13 protein-coding genes are annotated in these 18,919 nt (G+C 72.0%); 10 read left to right on the forward strand and 3 right to left on the reverse strand.

Annotated features, from left to right (window positions below; all coding sequences use genetic code 11):
• Positions 1-274: 274 nt before the first annotated feature.
• Complete coding sequence (locus tag ACWCSV_RS11845) at positions 275-1,057, reverse strand: class I SAM-dependent methyltransferase (RefSeq protein ID WP_451141037.1); 783 nt, start codon at positions 1,055-1,057, stop codon at positions 275-277.
• Positions 1,058-1,307: 250 nt separating this feature from the next.
• Positions 1,308-3,170 (reverse strand): ABC transporter ATP-binding protein, encoded by a 1,863-nt coding sequence (locus tag ACWCSV_RS11850; RefSeq protein WP_451141179.1) that lies wholly within the window; start codon positions 3,168-3,170, stop codon positions 1,308-1,310.
• 668 nt (positions 3,171-3,838) lie between these two features.
• Between ACWCSV_RS11850 and ACWCSV_RS11855 the strand changes: the two genes are divergently transcribed.
• The gene (locus tag ACWCSV_RS11855; RefSeq protein WP_451141039.1) at positions 3,839-4,342 is read left to right on the forward strand and encodes a DUF2690 domain-containing protein; all 504 of its coding nucleotides are present in this window, start codon (positions 3,839-3,841) and stop codon (positions 4,340-4,342) included.
• 164 nt (positions 4,343-4,506) lie between these two features.
• On the opposite strand, the gene ACWCSV_RS11860 is transcribed toward ACWCSV_RS11855, so the two are convergent.
• Positions 4,507-7,788, reverse strand: coding sequence for a GH92 family glycosyl hydrolase (locus ACWCSV_RS11860; protein ID WP_451141181.1), 3,282 nt, complete (start codon positions 7,786-7,788; stop codon positions 4,507-4,509).
• An 850-nt stretch (positions 7,789-8,638) separates the two neighbouring features.
• On the opposite strand from ACWCSV_RS11860, the gene ACWCSV_RS11865 reads away from it, so the two are divergent.
• The 9 genes from ACWCSV_RS11865 to ACWCSV_RS11905 all read left to right on the forward strand — a co-directional run bounded on the left by ACWCSV_RS11865 (position 8,639) and on the right by ACWCSV_RS11905 (position 18,909).
• Positions 8,639-10,750, forward strand: a complete 2,112-nt coding sequence (locus ACWCSV_RS11865; protein ID WP_451141041.1) for a hypothetical protein — start codon at positions 8,639-8,641, stop codon at positions 10,748-10,750.
• A gap of 76 nt (positions 10,751-10,826) precedes the next feature.
• Positions 10,827-12,431, forward strand: a complete 1,605-nt coding sequence (pelF, locus tag ACWCSV_RS11870) for a GT4 family glycosyltransferase PelF (protein WP_451141043.1) — start codon at positions 10,827-10,829, stop codon at positions 12,429-12,431.
• Positions 12,428-13,885, forward strand: coding sequence for a hypothetical protein (locus tag ACWCSV_RS11875; protein WP_451141045.1), 1,458 nt, complete (start codon positions 12,428-12,430; stop codon positions 13,883-13,885). Before pelF ends, ACWCSV_RS11875 begins: the two co-directional genes overlap by 4 nt.
• A gap of 175 nt (positions 13,886-14,060) precedes the next feature.
• Positions 14,061-15,062 (forward strand): GDP-mannose 4,6-dehydratase, encoded by a 1,002-nt coding sequence (locus ACWCSV_RS11880; RefSeq protein ID WP_450769140.1) that lies wholly within the window; start codon positions 14,061-14,063, stop codon positions 15,060-15,062.
• Between the two features lie 44 nt (positions 15,063-15,106).
• Complete coding sequence (locus tag ACWCSV_RS11885; RefSeq protein ID WP_451141047.1) at positions 15,107-15,820, forward strand: nucleotidyltransferase family protein; 714 nt, start codon at positions 15,107-15,109, stop codon at positions 15,818-15,820.
• 8 nt (positions 15,821-15,828) lie between these two features.
• Positions 15,829-16,761, forward strand: coding sequence for an NAD-dependent epimerase/dehydratase family protein (locus ACWCSV_RS11890; RefSeq protein ID WP_451141049.1), 933 nt, complete (start codon positions 15,829-15,831; stop codon positions 16,759-16,761).
• Positions 16,758-17,420, forward strand: coding sequence for a spherulation-specific family 4 protein (locus tag ACWCSV_RS11895; protein ID WP_451141051.1), 663 nt, complete (start codon positions 16,758-16,760; stop codon positions 17,418-17,420). Before ACWCSV_RS11890 ends, ACWCSV_RS11895 begins: the two co-directional genes overlap by 4 nt.
• Positions 17,417-18,397 (forward strand): endo alpha-1,4 polygalactosaminidase, encoded by a 981-nt coding sequence (locus tag ACWCSV_RS11900; RefSeq protein ID WP_451141053.1) that lies wholly within the window; start codon positions 17,417-17,419, stop codon positions 18,395-18,397. The genes ACWCSV_RS11895 and ACWCSV_RS11900 overlap by 4 nt, the downstream gene beginning before the upstream one ends.
• Positions 18,398-18,519: 122 nt before the next feature.
• On the forward strand, positions 18,520-18,909 hold the full coding sequence (locus ACWCSV_RS11905; protein WP_451141055.1) for a hypothetical protein: 390 nt from the start codon (positions 18,520-18,522) through the stop codon (positions 18,907-18,909).
• Positions 18,910-18,919: the final 10 nt, after the last annotated feature.

Below are 18,919 nucleotides of genomic sequence, written 5' to 3' on the forward strand. Positions count from 1 at the left end.
CTCTCGGCCAACGAGGAGCGCCGGGTGGTACGACCGGCACCGGGATCGCCGGCCGGTGGCGCGGACTCCGTTTGGCCGGAGCCCGTTTGTGGCCGAAAGGTGGTCGGTCGGCGGCGCACCGCTCCGGCACGTCGGTCGCGGCGGACCGGTGCGGAGCGCGGACGGCGCACAGCACTGCCCCGTCACACGAACGAGTGACGGGGCAGGGGGGAAGGGCTGTCCGGGCCGGACGGGGCCGGGGCCGGCGAAGGGGCGGGCCGGCCCGTGCCTCCTCCTACTCGGCCGGCTTGACCGCGACCACGGCCCAGGTGCGGTGCGGGACGTGGAGGACGTCACCGGGGAAGCGGTCGCGCAGGATGCGGTCCAGATCGGCCGAGAACGTCTCGACCCGCTCGGGGGTGAGGCTCGCGCCCACGCCGGCGCTGGCCCGGATCCGCCCGGTCCATGCCTGTGGGGTGTACGGCACGTCGAGGTCGAAGGAGAACGTCTCGATGGCGCCGAAGCCGGCGGTGGCCAGATCGGTCAGCCAGCGAGGGTACAGCCCGGTGCCGCCCCCCAGGTTCCACGCCGGGTTGTACGCGGTGATCAACTCCTCGGTCGCCGCGACGACGTTGCCGGGGAGCGGCAGCCAGTCGAAGTGCGCGATGACGGCGCGCCCGCCCGGGCGGAGCAGCCGCCCCACCTCGGCCGCGGCCTCGGGCGCGTCGAACCAGTGCCAGCACTGGCCCGCCGACACCACGTCGAACGAGGAGTCCGCGAGTCCGGTGTCCTCGGCCGTGGCCACCTCGTACGCGATCTCGACACCCGCCTGACGGTCGAGTCCCCTTGCCTGTTCGAGCAGTGCGGCGGCGGGGTCGATACCGGTGACCCGTGCCCCGGCCCGGGCGAAGAGCCGGGCGAGACTGCCGGTGCCGGTACCGAGGTCCAGCACGTCCCGGTCCCGCACCTGTGCTCCGAGGCGGCCGAGCCGCTCGATGATCTCCGGCGGGAAGCCGGCGCGGTGGCGGGTGTAGTCCTCGGCCGTCAGTCCGAAGTCCGGGTTCAGTTCAGTGGACACGCGGCCCTCCGCTTTCTGTCGCCTACCAAACAGATGTATGTGGAATGGAATTGGCCCACGCAGGGGAAAGTACCCCGCGCACGCGAACCGGGACCAGACCCGGCCCTCCGGACGCCGTGCAGGCCGGACCCGGCCCTCCGGACGCCGTGCAGGCCGGACCGGTCCCGATGCGGGGCCCGGTCCGGCGTCGCACCCGCCGTCATCGGCCGAGCAGCTCCGTCATCTGCCGGTCCGCTCGGGTGACATCACCTCACGCGGCTGTCCCGTCCTTCTCGCCGTCCGCCTCCGAGGTGACCTGATAGGAGAGCAGCTGCTGGAACAGGCCGGGCTGTCGGGCGAGTTCGGAGTAGGTCCCCTCCTGGACGATCCGTCCCTCGTCGAGCACCACGATCCGGTCCGCCACGGCCACGTTGGTGATGCGGTGGGTGACCAGCAGCACCACCCGGTCCCGGGCGAGGTCCCGCAGCCGCTGGAAGATCCGGTATTCGGCACGGGGATCGAGGTTCGCGGTCGGCTCGTCGAGGACCAGCAGCCCGGCCTCGCGGAAGAAGGCCCGGGCGAGGGCGATGCGCTGCCACTGGCCGCCGCTCAGCTCCTCCCCGTTGAGCCACTCCCGGGCGAGGAGGGTGTCCAGGCCCGAGCCGAGTCTGTCGACGACCTCGTCGGCGCCGGCGGCCTCGCACGCCTCGTGCACAGCGGCGTCGCCCCGCGCGGTGGGCTGCCCCTGGTTCACGTTCTCCCGCACGGTCAGCGGCCAGTGCGCGTAGTCCTGCGGCACCAGGGCGACCTGCTGCCACAGCGCCTGGGGATCGGCCTCGTCGGTGGGGGTGCCGTCCCACAGCACCTGCCCGTCGGTCGGCAGGTACAGCCCGCTGACCAGCTTCGACAGCGTCGACTTCCCCGATCCGTTGAACCCGACCAGGGCCGTGACCTCACCGCGCCGCAGGGTGAGGGAGACGTCCGACAGGGCGTCGCGGTCCTTCCCGGCGTAGCGGTGGGTGACCGACGCGATCTCGATCGCCTTCGGCGGCTCGGGGCGGTGGGAGCCTCGGCGCATGCGGTAGCCGCCGGCCTTGTCCAGGAAGCCGCTCCAGTCGTCCATGTACAGGCCGGTGCGCACGGCACGCGCGCCGACGGCCACCAGGCCGCGTACCGACTGGCCCACGGTCTGCAGGGCGAAGACGGCCGTCCCGGCGTGCCCGACGGTGATGTGGCCCGCGGTCAGCAGCCAGGCGACCGCGGCCCACACGACCGCCGATCCGAGCCCGCCGCACACCGCGCCGACCAGGGACGTGCGGGCGCCCTGGTCGGCCGCCGCCCGGTCCTCGCGGTTGATCCGGGCGACCGTGTGGCGGTACCGGCCCGACAGGAAACCGCCCATGGTGCCGGCCCGGATCTGATCGGCGGCGTCCTTGGTGTAGATGTGCCAGCGCAGCACCGACAGCATCCGCTGGTCGCCGTTGCTGCGGAGGTTGGCGAGGTAGCGCACGCGGGCGGCGCTGACCTGGGCCAGGGCCTGGGGGAGGCTCGCCGCGACGAGAAGCGGCAGGAGGATCCAGTGCACCCCGGCCAGGACGACCGCCCCGGCGAGGAAGCTGGCGGCCGAGGCGATGAGGTCCTGGCCCTCGTCGATCAGGTCGCCGGTGACCTGCGCCCCCCGGTCGGCGGCCTCGCGGTCGCGGTTGAAGTCGGGTTCGTCGTAGGCGCGGAGCTCCACCTCGGCACAGCCGGTGAGCAGCATCTGCTCGGCCTCGCGCGACATGAGCGGGCCGAGGCGGGAGGAGAGCCAGGCGACGGTGATCCCCAGGAGGGCGCGGGCCCCCGCGGTGCCGGCCAGAAGGACGACGGAAGGCCAGGCCTCGATGAGCCGGTCGTAGACGTCGCCGCCGGTGAGCAGCGCGGTGAGGGTACCGCTGATGGCGACCAGGCCGAGGGCCTGCAGCACTCCGGCTGCGGCCTGGCAGAGCAGGAGGCCGGTGGTCGCCCGCCGGTCCACCCGCCACGCGAGGGCCAGCGAGCGGCGCACCAGTTGGGGCAGGCGCCGGGCCATGTCGCGCATCCGGATGGAGCGCCCGGCTGCCTCCCGGCTGCCGGTGAGGTCGACGTACCGCATCTGCGGCTCCTCGGCGGCTCCGGGCCCGCCGGCCGGCGCTTCCTGCGGTGCGGAAGGCGTCGCGGGGCCGGTACGAGGCCCCGGGACGCCCTTCTCGGACGTGTCGGCCGGCTCGCTCATGCGGCCCACCTCGCGTCCACGCGTACGGAACCGGAGGCGGTGGTGCGGTACGTGCCCGCGCCGGGACACGCTCCGGAACCGGCGGGCCCGCGTGCCGGTGCGGGGGGCGGGACGTGCTCGAAGTCCGGGGGCAGTGGGTGGCGATGCCGTGCGGTGGTCATGAGAGTCCCCTTTGGTGGTCGTTCCGGCCGGGTTCGTGAGGCCTAACGACAGGGGTGGAACGTCGAACGCGTGTGTTTCGGTCGTGCCCGGCTCCGGGGGTACCGGGGTCGTACGAGCATGCCGGTTACATCGACCCTTGCGCCGCAAGGAGCCACGCACAGAACGGAGTTGGCCGAAACGCCGACGACCGGCGAAGCGTGTCCAGGTGCGGGCCGGCGGGCCGGCCGCATGTGGCCGGAGAGGGCGCACGGAGTCCGACGCGTCAACCCGGAGGACCCGTTCACCCCACTTTTGGCATACGGCCTGAAAAGCCCTTTCCTTCCGTGTGGCGTCCGCTGTTGTCTGGCCCGGACCGAAACGGGCACCGTCTACCGAACCGAGGCTTCATGGGAAGATCCGGACAGCGCACACTGCTCGTATCCGCGCTCGTGATGAGCGCCGCCATGCTGACGGCCACGCAGGCCACCGCGGCGCCGTACGACCCCTACACCGGGTCGAATCCGTACGCCACCGGCTGCGCGGCGGACGCGATCACCATCGGCACACGCCAGATACGCAGCCCCGCAGCCGTCTTCGGCACGATGGAGGTGCGCTACTCGCCGAGCTGCCGGACCAACTGGGTGCGCGCCGTGATGAACGCCGCGACCAGCTCGAACACGGTTACCAAGGGGATCCGGCGCTTCTCCAGCCAGCCGGACGGGCAGGGCGGCTGGCTCGGGTTCTACGAGAACTACGAGTACGACCCGGCCGCCGGAAGCTCGTTCGGCATGCAGGTCTTCGCTCCGGGAGCCACCTGCATCACGGTGATGGCCGTCGTCCGCGACGCCACGGGACAACCTCTCGCCTCCACGGGGACGGACGCGAACAACGCCTGGGAGGTGTTCTGCTGAACCACCGCCGCGCGGAGGCCCGGCGAACGCCCGCGAGCGGCCGGGCCGGCGGTCCCGGCCGCTCGCCTTCCGACGCACCCCGGGGCCGGTCCCGCCGCACGAGCGGCGGTCCCGGCCCCGGGGGTCTGTCGGTCCTGCGGGACGGAGGGGCCGGCGGCCACCACCTAGGCGGTGGCCACCGCGAACACGTGGATGATGCCGCCGTTCGTGGTGGAGGGCAGTGTCACGCTCGCCAGCCGCTTGCCCGCCTGGAGCGCGATCGGCGCCGAGGAGAAGACCTCCGTGCCCACCGGGTCCTTGCCGCCGCCCTGGACGTCGCGGTACGTGGTGTGGACCGCGACCGTGTTGCCGTACGACGGCTGCTGTGAGCCGCCGCCCAGCGTCCAGTCGCTGAAGCCGATGTCGGCCTGCTGCGTGGTGCCGTCGGTGTAGGTCAGCGTCAGCTTGCCGGTGGCCGCACCTTCGGCCGCACTGCCCAGCAGGCTCAGCTTCGTGTCGCCCTCGGCGGAGGGGACGTTCAGCACCTGCGGGGTGGTTCCGGTGACCTCGATGTTGTCGGGGTCGCCGGCACCCGCCGCGGGCCAGGTGAAGTCGAAGCCGTTGGACGAGACCGTGCCCCCCGGCTTAGTGCCCGCCGCGGCGAGTGCGGTGGCCGAGTAACTCCAGCCCTCACCGTCGAAGTTGGCCTGCGGGTTCGTGTCGTCGGTGGAGATGCCGGTGCTGTTGCGGTTCCACAGCATGCCGTTCTTCTCGGCGACGGTCACCGCGACCGAAGTCTTCGGGAGGGCGGTGCCGTCGGAGGACTTCAGCGTCACCGGGACCGTGTAGTGGCCCTCGGCCGTGTCCGCCGCGGCCGACACGGTGAGCTTCGCGCTCACCGAGCCGCCCGCCGGGACGGTGAAGTCGCCTTCCGCGGGGGTGACGGTGACACCGGCCGGAGCCGTCGCCGTCCAGTGGACCGAGGTGGCCTTGGTCTCCAGGGTCTGCACCTTGACGGTCGTCTCCGCGCCGCCCGAGCCGGGCTCGGTCTTCACCTGCTCAGGAGTCGCGCCGGCGAAGTACTTCACGCCACCGCCGGGGAAGGACGGCGGGGCGTCGGCCGCCGCGCTGCCCCAGGAGGTGTCCGGCGTGGCGCCGAGCGTGTAGTCCAGCGTGCCGCCACGGGTGACGAACGAGGCCGGGACCCAGGTCTTCCCGGTCTTCCTGCCGTCGACCTTCAGGCCGTGGATGTAGGTGTTGGCCGACGAGGCGGCCGGCGCCTCGATCGTGATGCTCTTCCCGTGGCCGGTGTGCACCACCGCGTGCGGGAACAGCGGAGCGGTGAGGACCAGGTCGGCGCGGCTCGGGTTCTGCGGGTACATGCCCAGCGCCGAGAACACGTACCAGGACGACATCGTGCCGGCGTCGTCGTTGCCGGGGATGCCGCCCGGGGTGTCGGTCCACAGCTGGTCCACCTCGGCGCGGACCGTCTCCTGCGTCTTGTACGGAGCGCCGAGGTAGTCGTACAGGTACGGGGCGTTGATGTCGGGCTCGTTGGTCGGGTCGTACCGGGTGGCGTCCTTCGCCGTGAAGTCGAACTTCCCGTCCGGCGTGCGGAAGAAGGCGTCCAGCCGCTTCACCGTCGTGTCGTCTCCGCCCATCGCGGCGGAGAGCCCCGCGATGTCCGAGTAGACCATCCAGGTGTACCGCGCGCTGGAACCCTCGACGAAGCCGGTGCCGGTGCCCGGGGTGAAGGTGCCGGCCCAGGTGCCGTCGGCCTTGCGGTCGCGGATGTAGCCGCCCTGGGGGGTGGCGTTGGCGTCGAAGACGTACGACCAACTGCCCGAGCGAGCAAGGAACTTCTTCGCTTCGGCGGTCTTCCCGGTCTGCCGGGACAGCTCGGACAGGCCGTAGTCGGCCGCCGCGTCCTCCAGCGTCTCGGCGGCGCCGCCCCAGCAGTGGCAGCCGTCCGCCGGTACGTAACCGAGCTCCAGGTACTTGTCGAGCGCGGGCCGCTGGCCGACGCACTCGACGTTGCAGCCCGCGCTGTCGGAGTCGTTCGCCGTCGGTACGGTGGCCGCCGTCACCAGCGACTTCAGCGCGCCCTTGACGTCGAAGTCGTGGCCGCCGAAGGCGTAGATCCCGGCGACCGCCGCGGCGGAGGGGTCGCCCGACATCACGCTGGTCTTGCCGTTCTCCAGCAGCCAGCGGTCCCACTCACCGCCGCGCTGGCTCGCGTAGTTGTAGAGGGACTGCGCGTAGTCGCTGCCCGCCCGCGGGTTGATGAGCGTCATCAACTGGACCTGCGCGCGGTACTGGTCCCATCCCGAGAAGGTGCCGTACTGCGCCTTCTGCCCCTTGGCGAGCTTGTGCGGCTCGAGGTCGGCGCCGAGGTAGCGGCCGTCCACGTCGCTCGTCAGGGTGGGTTCCAGCATCGAGTGGTAGAGCGCGGTGTAGAAGGTGGACCGCTGGGCGTCGGTGCCGCCGCCCACCTCGATCGTCTTCAGCGCCTTGTTCCAGTTCCTGGCGGCCTGCTTCCGCACGGAGTCGAACGTCTCGTGACGCCCGTTCTCCGTGCGGAGGTTGTCCTCCGCGTTCTGCGGACTGACGTAGGAGACGGCGACCTTGGCCTGCGCCGCGGTGGTCCCGTCGGCGAAGGTGACGTACGCGCCGGAGCCCTTGCCCGCCACCGGGTTGCCCGAGGAGCTGTACCCCGTACCGCCGGACGCCGAGGTGGACCCGGGCTGGATGGTGTCGTCCGTCCAGGTGCCGACCTTCGCGAAGTCCTTGTCGAAGTGGGCGGTGAAGTAGAGCGTGTAGAGGTCCTTGCGGTTGTTCGCGCTCTGCGGACCGCAGAAGTTGCCCGCGGTGACGGAGCCCGTCACCGTCCGCTCGGCCTTGTCGATCTTCACCGTGGCGGCGGTGCTGCCGCTCTCCGAGTTCGACGTGCGGAAGAGCATGGTGGCGGGCTTGTCCGCCGGGAAGCCGAACTGCCCTGTGCCGGTACGGGCGGTCGTGGTCAGCGCCGCCGAAGCGCCGCCGGCCAGAGCCACCTTGTAGTAGCCGGGGGTGGACGTCTCGTCCGCGTGCGAGAAGTCGCTCGCGTACTTCGCGTCGGTCGCGTCCGAGGTGGGGGAGGTGTCGACGTCACCCACGTACGGCATGATCGGGATGTCGCCGTTCGCCCCGGAGCACCCCACGCCGTTCAGATGGGTCAGGCTGAAGCCGCGGATCTTCGTCGCGTCGTACTGGTAGCCGCCGGGCGCGGGCGTCGACACCTGCTTGCCGCGCGAGTTCTGGGGGCTCCAGGCCAGCATGCCGAACGGCTGCACGGCGCCCGGGTAGGTGTTGCCGGCGTTCGCGGTGCCGATCAGCGGGTGGACGTACGACACCGGGTCCTTGACGGTGTCGTACGAGGACGCCGCGGATGCGGGGGCGGCTGTGGCGGCCAGCCCCAGAGCGGCCATGGCGGTCACCGCGACGCAGCTGACAGCTCTGAGCCCGGGGTGGGTCCGACGGTTGTGCGTGTCTGACACCGGTCCTGCCCTTCGTGTGTGACGGACGGTCAACGGGCGGGAACGGAAGCACCGTTGCCTGCACGGGCGAACCAGTCCCGACAACGTTGTCAACGACGGGAGGATGCTCCTCCTGCCGCGCCAGGGTGTCAAGGTCCCGCGGTGCCTTTGATCATTCCGCCCGGCAAGGATGCCCGGGGGTCCGTTTCCGGCGTATACGGACCGCGTCCCGGGGTGTCGCCCCGATGTGTCGCCGATGGGGCGGGCCGCGTCCTCGCACAGGTGGCTGAAAGATTTCGGCCGTCCCGGTGGCCGCCTCCTGCCATGCCGGGGGGTGTGCCCCTCGGGCGTGCGATTTCGTACCCCTGTTGAGCCCCCGCCAGGCGCGGATTGGTAACTTCCGTTTCTGGGGCCGCATTTGAGGCTGTCTGGAAATCGCTGGTGCTTCATCCCGTGCAGGTCTAGTCCACTGGCGGCGGCGCGGACGGACCGGTGTCGTCCGCATGACGGCCGGTCCTTGCCGCACATGGCTGACAGCGCTTTCCCGGGTGGTCGGAGCGGCCTCCATGGCGGCCGCCGAAGGGGATGAAGGATGCGACCGCCGGCGGGCAAGTGTCGGCATTTTTCCGCCAACTGCCGGAGCGTGACCACGGAAGCTACACACATCCCTCACTATTAGTGCGACGGATGCGTGACGACCGGCTTCTCAGGGGGATGCGGCGTCACGGCAGGGGGTGCGTCCGCTCCACAGCTGTGCCCGGAGCCGTATCCACCCCTGCCCGGGGAGGGGAAACACAACCGCATGAAGCGGACCATACGCACGGCCGCCTTCACAGCCTGTGCGCTCATCGCTGCGCTCGGCCTGCCGGCCGGAGTCGCGCAGGCCGACACGGCCGCACCCCGCGTGGACCTGAGGGTGCTCGTGGTCACCGACGGCGGCCCGGCGGCCCAGGCCATCGAGGCCGAACTCGACGGCGAGGGGACGCCGTACACCGAGGTCGACCTGAACTCCGCGTCCCGGCCGGTCATCGATGCCGCGTTCCTCTCGGACACGGTGGACGGCCGGCCGCGGGCCAAGTTCCAGGCAGTCGTGCTGCCCAACGACAACCCGTTCGCGACGGGCTCGGCCGAGATGGCCGCACTGGCCGCGTACGAGCAGACCTACGCGATTCCCCAGGTGGACGCCTACACCTACGCGCGACCCGAGGTCGGTCTGCAGTACTACGTCTACGGCGGTTACGCCGGCAGCCTCGACGGTGTCACCGCCGGGGTGACCGGCGCGGGCAGCGCGGGCCCGTTCGGCTACCTCGACGGATCGGTCCCGTTCGAGGACAACGACGCCTCGGTGAGCGAGAGTTACGGCTACCTCGCGGTTCCCGTCGTGGGCGCCGACTTCACCACGTACGTGGACGCCCCCGTGCCCGGATCGACCGGCCGGGCCTCCCTGGTGGGCGAGTACCGGCACGACGGACGGCGCGAACTGGTCGTCGGCTTCGTCTACAACCAGTACCAGCAGCAGTTCAAGCTGCTGGCCCGCGGCATCGTGGACTGGATGACGGACGGCGTCCACCTCGGCGCGTCCCACAACTACCTCGCGGTCCACGTCGACGACGTCTTCGCCTCCGACGACCGCTGGAACAGCACGTACGACTGCACGCCCGGCGACGTCGACTGCACCGTCCCCGGCGCCACCGGGTCGACGATCCGCATGACCCCCGCGGACGTGGCCTACGCCACGTCCTGGCAGGAGACGAACGGCCTCACCCTCGACCTCGCCTACAACGCCCTCGGCAGCGAGGACTACAAGGAGGAGCACGAGGGCTCGGACCCGCTGCTCACCTCCCTGGTCGCCGGCAAGGACGACTTCCGGTGGGTCAACCACACCTACTCCCACGAGTTCCTCGGCTGCGTGCAGAACACCACCGTCGTCCCCTGGGTGTGCGCGACCAACGCGGACGGCTCCACCAAGTGGGTCTCCCAGGCACAGATCTCCAGCGAGATCTCGGACAACGCCACCTGGGGCCAGGCGAAGGGCCTGCCCATCGACAGCACCGAGCTGATCACCGGTGAGCACTCCGGCTTCTTCGTCACCCCGCAGCAGCCGGTCGACAACCCGAACCTCGGCCCGGCCTTCACGGCCAACGGCATCCAGTGGGCCGGCTCCGACAACTCCCGCGACCCGCAGCAGCGCCAGGTCGGCTCCGCGCTCACCGTGCCCCGCTACCCGCTGAACATCTACTACAACGCGGGCACCAAGGCCGACGAGGTCGACGAGTACAACTACATCTACGGCAGCCGGTCCCAGGGCGGCAGCGGCATCTGCGAGGACAACCCCGCCACCACCACCTGCCTCGCCTCCCCGCTCTCCACCACCACCGGCTTCGACGACTACATCGTGCCGCTGGAGAGCCGCCAGGCCCTCGGCCACGTCCTGGGCAACGACCCCCGGCCGCACTACGTGCACCAGTCCAACCTCACCGAGGACCGGCTGCTCTACCCCGTCCTGACCTCCGTGCTCTCCCAGTACCGGGCGCTCTACGCGGACAGCGCACCGGTCGTGAACCTGCGCCAGAAGGACATCGGCGCCGAGCTCCAGCGCCGCGCCGCCTGGAAGAGCGCCCTGTCCGCCGGCACGGTGACCGCCTTCCGCATCGGTGACGACGTGACCGTCGAGGCGCCCTCGGGCACCCGGGTCCCCGTGACCGTGCCGGCCGGCACCACCCTCGACGGCTCCGCGTACGGGACGGCCTACGCCGGCGAGCGCTCCGGCTGGACGGCGTCGACGGGCGCCGCCCTCGCCCTGACGCTGCCCTCCACGGCCGTCCCGGCGAACGCGACACCCACCCCGGCCGGTCCGGCGGACACCACGTCCACCGCCCCCGGCACGACGGTCCCCCCGGGTGTCACCGAGTAGATCGCGTACGTCCCCGGTGGGACCGGTGCGATCCGGCACCGGTCCCACCCCACTCTTCGGCCGTGGAGCCCCAGCGATGCACGTACAACAGGGCAGGCGCCGCACCGGCGCCACGCACGTCACCCTGCTCACCGAAGGCACCTACCCGCACAGTCACGGCGGTGTCAGTGTCTGGTGCGACCAACTCGTCCAAGGAATGCCCGACATCGACTTCGACGTCATCGCCGTCACCGGCACCGGACGCGAACCGCTGGTGTGGGACCTGCCCGCCCAGGTGGCGCGGGTCGACTCCGTCCCGATGTGGGGAGAACCCCCGCAGGGGCAGGCCCCGCGCGGCCGGGCCCGGAACCGGCTCTCCGAGGCATGGGAACGGTTTCTGACCGCGCTCGTCGACCCCTCCGCCGAGAGCGGGTTCGCGCCCGCCCTCTACACCATGGCGCGGGCCGCCTCGGCCGGCATGCTCAGCCCGTTCCTGCGCGGCGACACCGCCATCGGCGTCCTGACGTCGGTGTGGAACCGGCCGGGGCTCACCATCCGGGAATCCGACCCGAGCCTGCACGACGCCCTGACCGCCGTGTCGCTCCTGGAACACGCGCTGCGCCCGCTGTCCGCGAAGCCCCCCGAGCACGGGGTGTCCCACGCGGTCAGCGGCGGAGTGGCGGTCCTGCCCGGACTCTCCGCCCTCGACCGGCACGGTGTCCCGCTGCTGCTGACCGAGCACGGCGTCTACCTGCGCGAGCGCTACCTCGGCTACCGCACCGCCCCCTACCGCTGGCCGGTGAAGGCCGTCGTGCTGGGCTTCTTCCGGCTGCTCGCGGAGGAGACCTACCGGCGTGCCTCCCTCGTGACGCCCGGCAACCGGTACAACCGCCTCTGGGAGGAACAGGGCGGCGCGGCCCCCGAGTCCATCCGTACCGTCTACAACGGGGTCGACCCGGCCGCGTTCCCGATGGCCGGACCGGAACCCCTGCAGCCCACACTGAGCTGGGCCGGACGCGTCGACCCGATCAAGGACCTGGAGACGCTGATCCGCGCGTTCGCCCTGGTCCGCGAGAAGATGCCGGACGCCCGGCTGCGGCTGTTCGGCGGCACCCCGCGCGGCGGCGAGGCGTACCGGGAACGGTGCGAGGCGCTCGCCGCCGAACTCGGCCACGGCGACGCGGTGGTGTTCGAGGGCCGCGTCGACGACATCAAGGACGCCTACGCGGCCGGGAACGTCGTCATGCTCTCCAGCATCAGCGAGGGATTCCCCTTCACTCTGATCGAAGCCATGTCCTGCGGGCGGGCGACCGTCTCCACGGACGTGGGCGGCGTACGGGAGGCGGTCGGCGACACCGGACTCGTGGTGCCTCCGCGCGACCCCGCCGCGATGGCCGCCGCCGCGCTGCAACTGCTGGGCGACCCCGGCCGGCGCCGCGCGATGGGCGAGGCGGCCCGCCTCAGGGTCGTCGAGCAGTTCACCCTCCGGCAGACCGTCGACACCTTCCGCGCGATCTACCTGGAGCTGCCGACCCTCGGCCGGCACCACCGGGCCGACCCGCGGGACGCCGGTCGTGCCGCCGGGAGTGCCGCCGGCGGAGCCGCCGGGCCCCGGCCGAAGGGCGCGCGGGGCGCACACCGCCGCACCGCGACGGGCAGCCACGCCGCCGTCCCCGCCGGACCGAGGAGCATGGCCGGATGAGCGGGCCGATATCCCTCGAACCGGGCGGCCCCGAGCAGGAGACCCTCGCCCTGCGGCTGGCCGACACCCGCCGGAGCGTCCGCAAGGTGTCGGACGACCATACGGTGCTCCTCGACACCCGCCGGATCGCCCGGCGCGTCTCGCACGATCGCACGATGGCCCTTCGGATCCTCCGCTTCGAGCCCGACGAGGAGGCCGTCAGCATGCTCGCGGCCGACCTCGCGGACCGGGTCGGACCCGCGGTGCACCCCTACGAGGTCGCCGCGCTGCTGGAGTCCGAGGGCCTGACCGCCTCGCTGATCCACGAGCGCTACGGCCACCCCAACCTCTTCTCGCTGGCCACCGCGTTGTTCGAACGGGTGCCGCGGACGTTCCCGCAGCCGGCCCTGCCGGCCGACCCCTGGCGGCCCGACACCCTGCGGTGTCTGCTGCGCGGCGCACTCTTCGCGCTGCCCGGCTTGGCGTTCTGGCTGACGGCGCCGCTGTGGGACGCGGGCGGGCACACCGCGGTCCTGGTCGTCGCGGGTCTGCTCTCCTGGGCCTGGGGACAGGCGCTGGGCCACCGGGCGCACCTGCGGATGGCGACCGGCCGCCGCGAGGCCGGCCGGACCCTGCTGCTCGGCGCGCCCCTGGGGGCCGTACTGGCCACGGCCGCGGCCGGTGCCGCTGACGGCTTCGGCCCGGTGACGCTGGTGGCGGGGGCGCAGTCGGTGTACCTCGCCGCCGCCGGCGTACTGCTGGTACTGGGCCGGGAGCGGCTGCTGCTGGCCGCACTGAGCCCGCTGATCGCTGGCGCGGCCGCCCTGCCCTGGTGGGAACCGGGGAGGGAACTGCGGGCCGGACTGCCGCTGCTGGCGCTGATGGCCACGCTGATCGTGTGCGGGGTGGCGCTGCGGGGCTGCCTGCGCACACCGTCGCAGGCCGCCGGGCGCCGTGCGAAGCTGGTGTGGTCGCTGCCCTACGGCCTGTTCGGCCTGGCGGCGGGCACGCTGGTGCTGCTGGAGGGCACGGTCAACGCGTACGCCGTGATCGTGCTGACCGTCAGCATGGGCCCGGCGGAGTGGCTGCTGTACCGCTACCGGGGCATGTCGGTGAACGCGCTGCGCGCCACGGCGACGCCTACCGGATTCCTGCTCCGCTCCGCCGGCGTACTCGCCGTGTGCCTGCTCGTCTACCTGGGCCCGCTGTACCCGGCCGCGCTCCTCAGCCACGCGGATCCGGCCACCCTGCTCACGCTCGCCGCCACGCTGTGGACGGCCCTGCTGCTGCAGGCGTTCGGCGCGGCCTGGCCGGCCGCGACGATCTGCGTCCTCGCGGCCGCCACCGCGGCGTTCGCCACCTGGCTCGAACTGTCCCCGGGCGCGACGATCCTGCCGCTGAGCTGTTCCGCGGCCGCGTTCCTGCTGATCGTGTGCGTCCTGCGCATGCTCGGCCGCCCCTCGCCCCACGCCTGACGGCCCACTCACCGCACCGCCGCCGGGGCCCCGGCCGCCGGCCGGTCCGTCACGGCCGTACGGCCCCGTGCCGCCGCCGCGCACGGCACCGTCGCGGCGCACCACCGACGAGCGCACCACCACGCACCAGCACAAGCGCACCACTTTGACCCGACACACCGGAAGGAACACCCAGTTGACCTCCGCACCACTCGCCGCCGTCACCGGCGCCGAAGGATTCATCGGCTCCCACCTCACCGAGGCGCTGGTCGCCCGGGGGTACCGGGTGCGAGCCATGGCGCAGTACAACTCCTTCTCCTCGTACGGCTGGCTGGAGACCCTCCCGGCCGACGTGCTCGACCAGGTCGAGATCGTCCTCGGCGACGTCCGCGACCCCGGTTCGGTCCGCGGCCTCCTGGAGGGCGCCGACCTCGCCTTCCACCTCGCGGCGCTCATCGCGATCCCGTACTCCTACCGGGCGCCGCACAGTTACGTGGACACCAACGTCACCGGCACGCTCAACGTGCTGGAGGCCGTCCGCGCACTCGGCACGCCCCGTCTGGTGCACACCTCCACCAGCGAGACGTACGGCACCGCGCAGACCGTGCCGATCACCGAGGACCACCCGATCAACACCCAGTCCCCGTACGCCGCTTCGAAGGCGGGCGGCGACCGTCTCGCCGACAGCTACTACGCGAGCTTCGACACCCCCGTGGTGACACTGCGCCCGTTCAACACCTTCGGCCCGCGCCAGTCGATGCGCGCGGTCATCCCCACCGTGATCGGCCAGGTCGCCGCCGGCGAGACCACCATCACCCTGGGCGACCTGCGCCCCACCCGCGACTTCACCTTCGTCAAGGACACCGCGCAGGCGTTCCTGGCGGTGGGCACCGCACCCGCCGAGAAGGTCGTCGGCCGCACCCTGAACGCCGGTACCGGCGGGGAGATCTCGGTCGGCGACCTGGTCGGCCTGATCGGCAAGGTGATGGACGTCCCGCTCGACGTCCGCGAGGACGCCGCCCGTATCCGGCCGGCCAACTCCGAGGTGATGCGCCTGGTCGCCGACGCGAGCCGGCTGGGCGAGGCCACCGGGTGGAGGCCCGCGCACACCCTGGAGGAAGGGATCGCGCAGACCGTCGAGTTCTTCCGCGAACCGGCCAACCTGGCCCGCTACAAGACCGGCATCTACAACATCTGATCGTCCGTCACGTACTGGAACGTCCGACAACGAGGGGGAATACCATGCACGTCGTGATCCTGGCCGGTGGCAAGGGCGTCCGGCTGCGGCCGTACACGACCGCGCTGCCCAAACCGCTGGTACCCATAGGCGACCAGCACACGATCCTGGAGATCGTGCTGCGCCAGCTCGCCGGCGCGGGCTTCACCTCCTGCACGCTGGCCATCGGCCATCTCGGTGAGATCATCCGCGCCTATGTCGGGGACGGCTCGCAGTGGGGACTGCGGATCGACTACGCGACCGAGGAAAGCCCGCTGGGCACCATGGGCCCGCTGCTCAACATGCGCGACCGGCTGCCCGAGACGTTCCTGGTGATGAACGGCGACGTCCTGACCGACCTGGACTTCGGGGAAGTGCTCGCCGCCCACCGTTCCGTCGACGCCCCGCTGACCATCGCCACCTACGCCCGCAAGGTGAACATCGACTTCGGGGTGCTGACCACGGACGACAGCAGGGTCGTCGCCTTCACGGAGAAGCCCAGCATGGACTACCGGGTCTCGATGGGCGTGTACGGTCTGTCCCGGTCCACGCTCGACAACTACACCGCCGGCCTGCCGCTCGGCTTCGACGAGCTCGTCCTCGACCTGCTCAAGGCCGGGAACCCGCCGCACGCCTACGCGTTCGACGGATACTGGCTGGACATCGGCCGTCCGGACGACTACGACCGGGCCAACGCCGAGTTCACCAGCCGCAAGTCGCTTCTGCTCAAGGGAGCCTGACCCCCGCCATGCGCATTCTCGTCCTGGGCTTCACCGGCTTCCTGGGCGGCCACGTCGTCGAGCACCTGCGCACCCTCCCGGGTGTGCGGGTCCTCGGCGCGGGCCGCTCCGAGGACGCGGAGTTCGATCTCGACCTGGCCGACGACAGCGTCAAGCGGTTGGCGAAGACCCTGGAGGCGGCCACGCCCGACGCGGTGATCAACTGCGCGGGCGCCACCGGCGGCGACGCCGTCACCCTGGCGGAAGTCAACTCCCGCGGCACCGCCGCCCTGTGCGCGGCCATGCAACTCGCCGCGCCCACCGCCCGGTTGGTCCAGTTCGGGTCGGCCGCGGAGTACGGGCCCGGTACTCCCGGTACCCCCGTCACCGAAGCCGCCCCCACCCGCCCGCTCGCCCCGTACGGCGCCACCAAACTCGCGGCCACCGTCACCGTGACCACCTCGGGCCTCGACGCGGTCGTGCTCCGGGTGGGCAACCCGGTGGGCGCCCGCGCCCCGCTGACCGGACTCCCCGGCCGGATCGCCGCCCTGCTGCGGACGGCCGCCGACGACCGGGACGCGGTACTGCCGCTGGGCGACCTGTCGGCGTACCGCGACTTCGTGGACGCCCGGGACGTGGCACGGGCCGCCGCCCTCGCGGTGACCGCCGAGGGGCCGCTGCCACCGGTGCTGAACATCGGCGGCGGACAGGCCGTGCCGGTACGTTCCCTGGTGCACCGGCTCGCCGAAGTGGCCGCCTTCCAGGGGCGGATCGAGGAGAACTCCGGCGGTTCCGCGCGCTCGGCCGCGGTGTCCTGGCAGTGCTCCGACATCACCCTGGCCGACTCGGCACTGGACTGGCGGCCCCGCCATTCGCTCGGCGCGTCGCTGGCCGAGCTGTGGGCGGCCACCGCGCCGCACGGCGAGGACACGCCGGGCGGGGGAGGCGACCGTACGCCGTGAGCCTCCTCATCCCCCTGTACGTGCACCCCGCCGAGGACCCCGGCGCCTGGCACCGGCTGATCACGGCCGCCGACCGGACCTACGGCGTGGTGCTCAACCCGGCGAGCGGACCCGGGACCGAACCGGACCCCGCGTTCGTCTCCGCCGCCGAAGCGCTGCGCGCGGCGGGCGCACTGCTGCTCGGGTACGTCGACACCGACTACGGCATCCGCGAACCGGACCTGGTCCTCGCCGACTTCGGCCTCCACCGCGAGTGGTACGGGGTCGACGGCTGCTTCCTGGACCAGGTGACCTCGACCTCGCAGGACCTGCCGGCGTGCCGCCGGCTGGTGCGCCGGGTCAGGCGGGCCGGGGCGCGGACGGTGGTGCTGAACCCGGGGGTCCAGCCGGCCTCCGGCTACACCCGGCTCGCCGACCTCACCGTCACCTTCGAGGGGCCCTGGTCGACGTACGTCTCGGCCTTCACCCGGCCGCCCAGGGTGGGCAAGGGGCTCGCGGACCGGCTCTGCCATCTGGTGTACGGGGTGCCGGAGGCACTGGTGCCCCTCGCGGTGCGCACCGCCACCGAGCGGGGGGCCGCCGTGTGCGGACCCGTAACGGGCGAACTGCCCAATCCTTGGGCCGCGTTGTCGCCCGCGTTGACCGGAAAGGAACGATGAGGAACACCATGGCGACCTGGCGGGCGGCCTTCGTCGCGCTGCTGACGGCGGCGGCGCTCACGGCCTGCGCCGGGGCGGAGGACGGGGGCCGGACCGGAGCGGAGGGCGACCGGCCCGGCTCCGCGAGCACGGACGCGTCCGCGCGAGACCCGCAGACCTCCCGGACACCCGCGGCGTCCGGGACCCGCCCCCCACCCGCTTCGGAGTCCCCGGCCTCCCCGGTGACCGGCCGGCCCGCCCCTTCGGCATCGGCGAAGGGCGGCTCCACCCGGCCCGCCGGCTGGTGGCGGCCGAAGCCGGGACTGGACTGGCAGTGGCAACTCGACGGCCGCGCCGACCAGTCGGTGGACGTCGCCGTCTACGACATCGACGGCTTCGAGAACTCCGCCGCCGACGTGGCCCGCCTGCACCGGGCAGGGCGGAAGGTGATCTGCTACATCAACGTCGGCGCCTGGGAGGACTTCCGGCCGGACGAGGCCGCCTTCCCCGCGTCGGTGCTGGGTTCCGGCGACGACTGGGACGGCGAACGCTGGCTGGACATCCGGCAGATCGCGGTGTTGCGGCCGATCATGGCCAAGCGGTTCGACATGTGCCGCGCCAAGGGGTTCGACGCGGTGGAACCGGACCTCGTCGAGGCGTACAGCAACGACAGCGGTTTCGACCTCACCGCCGGGGACCAGCTCGCGTACAACAGGATGATCGCGAAGCTGGCACACGAACGCGGCATGGCCGTGGGCCTGAAGAACGATCTGCCCCAGATCCCCGCGCTGCTGAAGGACTTCGACTTCGCGGTCAACGAGGAGTGCGCCGCGTACGACGAGTGCGGCGAACTGACTCCGTTCGTCCGGGCGGGCAAGGCGGTCCTCCACGTCGAGTACGAGGTGCCCGCGGCGGAGTTCTGCGCCGACTCACGCCGACTGGGCCTGTCCTCCATGGAGAAGAAGCTCGAACTGGGGGTATGGCGGAAGGCCTGCTGAGGGCTGTCCCGGCCGCCCTCGGCACGGTGTGGAGTGGGTGATGTCGAGGAGCTGTGCGCGCGGGATGGAGGTGGCCTTCTCCTGCGTGGCGGGTGTTAGCCTGCCTGCGGTCATAATCGAACATGTACGGGGGAGACGCGGTGGGGTTCGACGGCTACCAAGTCAAAGCGGGGTTGACCGGCCAGGCGCAGCAACTCGACGAAGCCGGAACGGACATGGACGGCGTCAGCTCGGCCGTCAAGGCCCGCACCACGTACGCGTACGACGACGCGGGCGGCAATGACGCCGCGTCGGCGATCAACGCGTTCGTCAAGGCGTGGGAGGCGGAGTCCAAGAACCTCGCGTCGGCGCTGCACGAGCTCGGTGGCAAGGTGCAGTTGGCCAAGGGGGCCTACAACGGCGCCGAAGGCCTGGTGAAGACGCGTATGGACAGCGTCCCGGCCGGCGGGACGAGCGGCTCCACCGGCAGGTCGGCGCAGGGCGGTCCCGCCTCGTCCCTGTCGAGTTACTGAGGTCGGGCCG

Source organism: Streptomyces sp. NPDC001770 (assembly GCF_053596135.1).

What these genes read in the sequence shown, in the direction of transcription:
- ACWCSV_RS11850 (WP_451141179.1), bottom strand. Translation starts at nt 3,170, where the DNA reads ATGCGGTACGTCGACCTCACCGGCAGCCGGGAGGCAGCCGGGCGCTCC.
- ACWCSV_RS11855 (WP_451141039.1), top strand. Translation starts at nt 3,839, where the DNA reads ATGGGAAGATCCGGACAGCGCACACTGCTCGTATCCGCGCTCGTGATG.
- ACWCSV_RS11860 (WP_451141181.1), bottom strand. Translation starts at nt 7,788, where the DNA reads ATGGCCGCTCTGGGGCTGGCCGCCACAGCCGCCCCCGCATCCGCGGCG.
- ACWCSV_RS11865 (WP_451141041.1), top strand. Translation starts at nt 8,639, where the DNA reads ATGAAGCGGACCATACGCACGGCCGCCTTCACAGCCTGTGCGCTCATC.
- pelF (WP_451141043.1), top strand. Translation starts at nt 10,827, where the DNA reads ATGCACGTACAACAGGGCAGGCGCCGCACCGGCGCCACGCACGTCACC.
- ACWCSV_RS11875 (WP_451141045.1), top strand. Translation starts at nt 12,428, where the DNA reads ATGAGCGGGCCGATATCCCTCGAACCGGGCGGCCCCGAGCAGGAGACC.
- ACWCSV_RS11885 (WP_451141047.1), top strand. Translation starts at nt 15,107, where the DNA reads ATGCACGTCGTGATCCTGGCCGGTGGCAAGGGCGTCCGGCTGCGGCCG.
- ACWCSV_RS11890 (WP_451141049.1), top strand. Translation starts at nt 15,829, where the DNA reads ATGCGCATTCTCGTCCTGGGCTTCACCGGCTTCCTGGGCGGCCACGTC.
- ACWCSV_RS11900 (WP_451141053.1), top strand. Translation starts at nt 17,417, where the DNA reads ATGAGGAACACCATGGCGACCTGGCGGGCGGCCTTCGTCGCGCTGCTG.
- ACWCSV_RS11905 (WP_451141055.1), top strand. Translation starts at nt 18,520, where the DNA reads ATGTACGGGGGAGACGCGGTGGGGTTCGACGGCTACCAAGTCAAAGCG.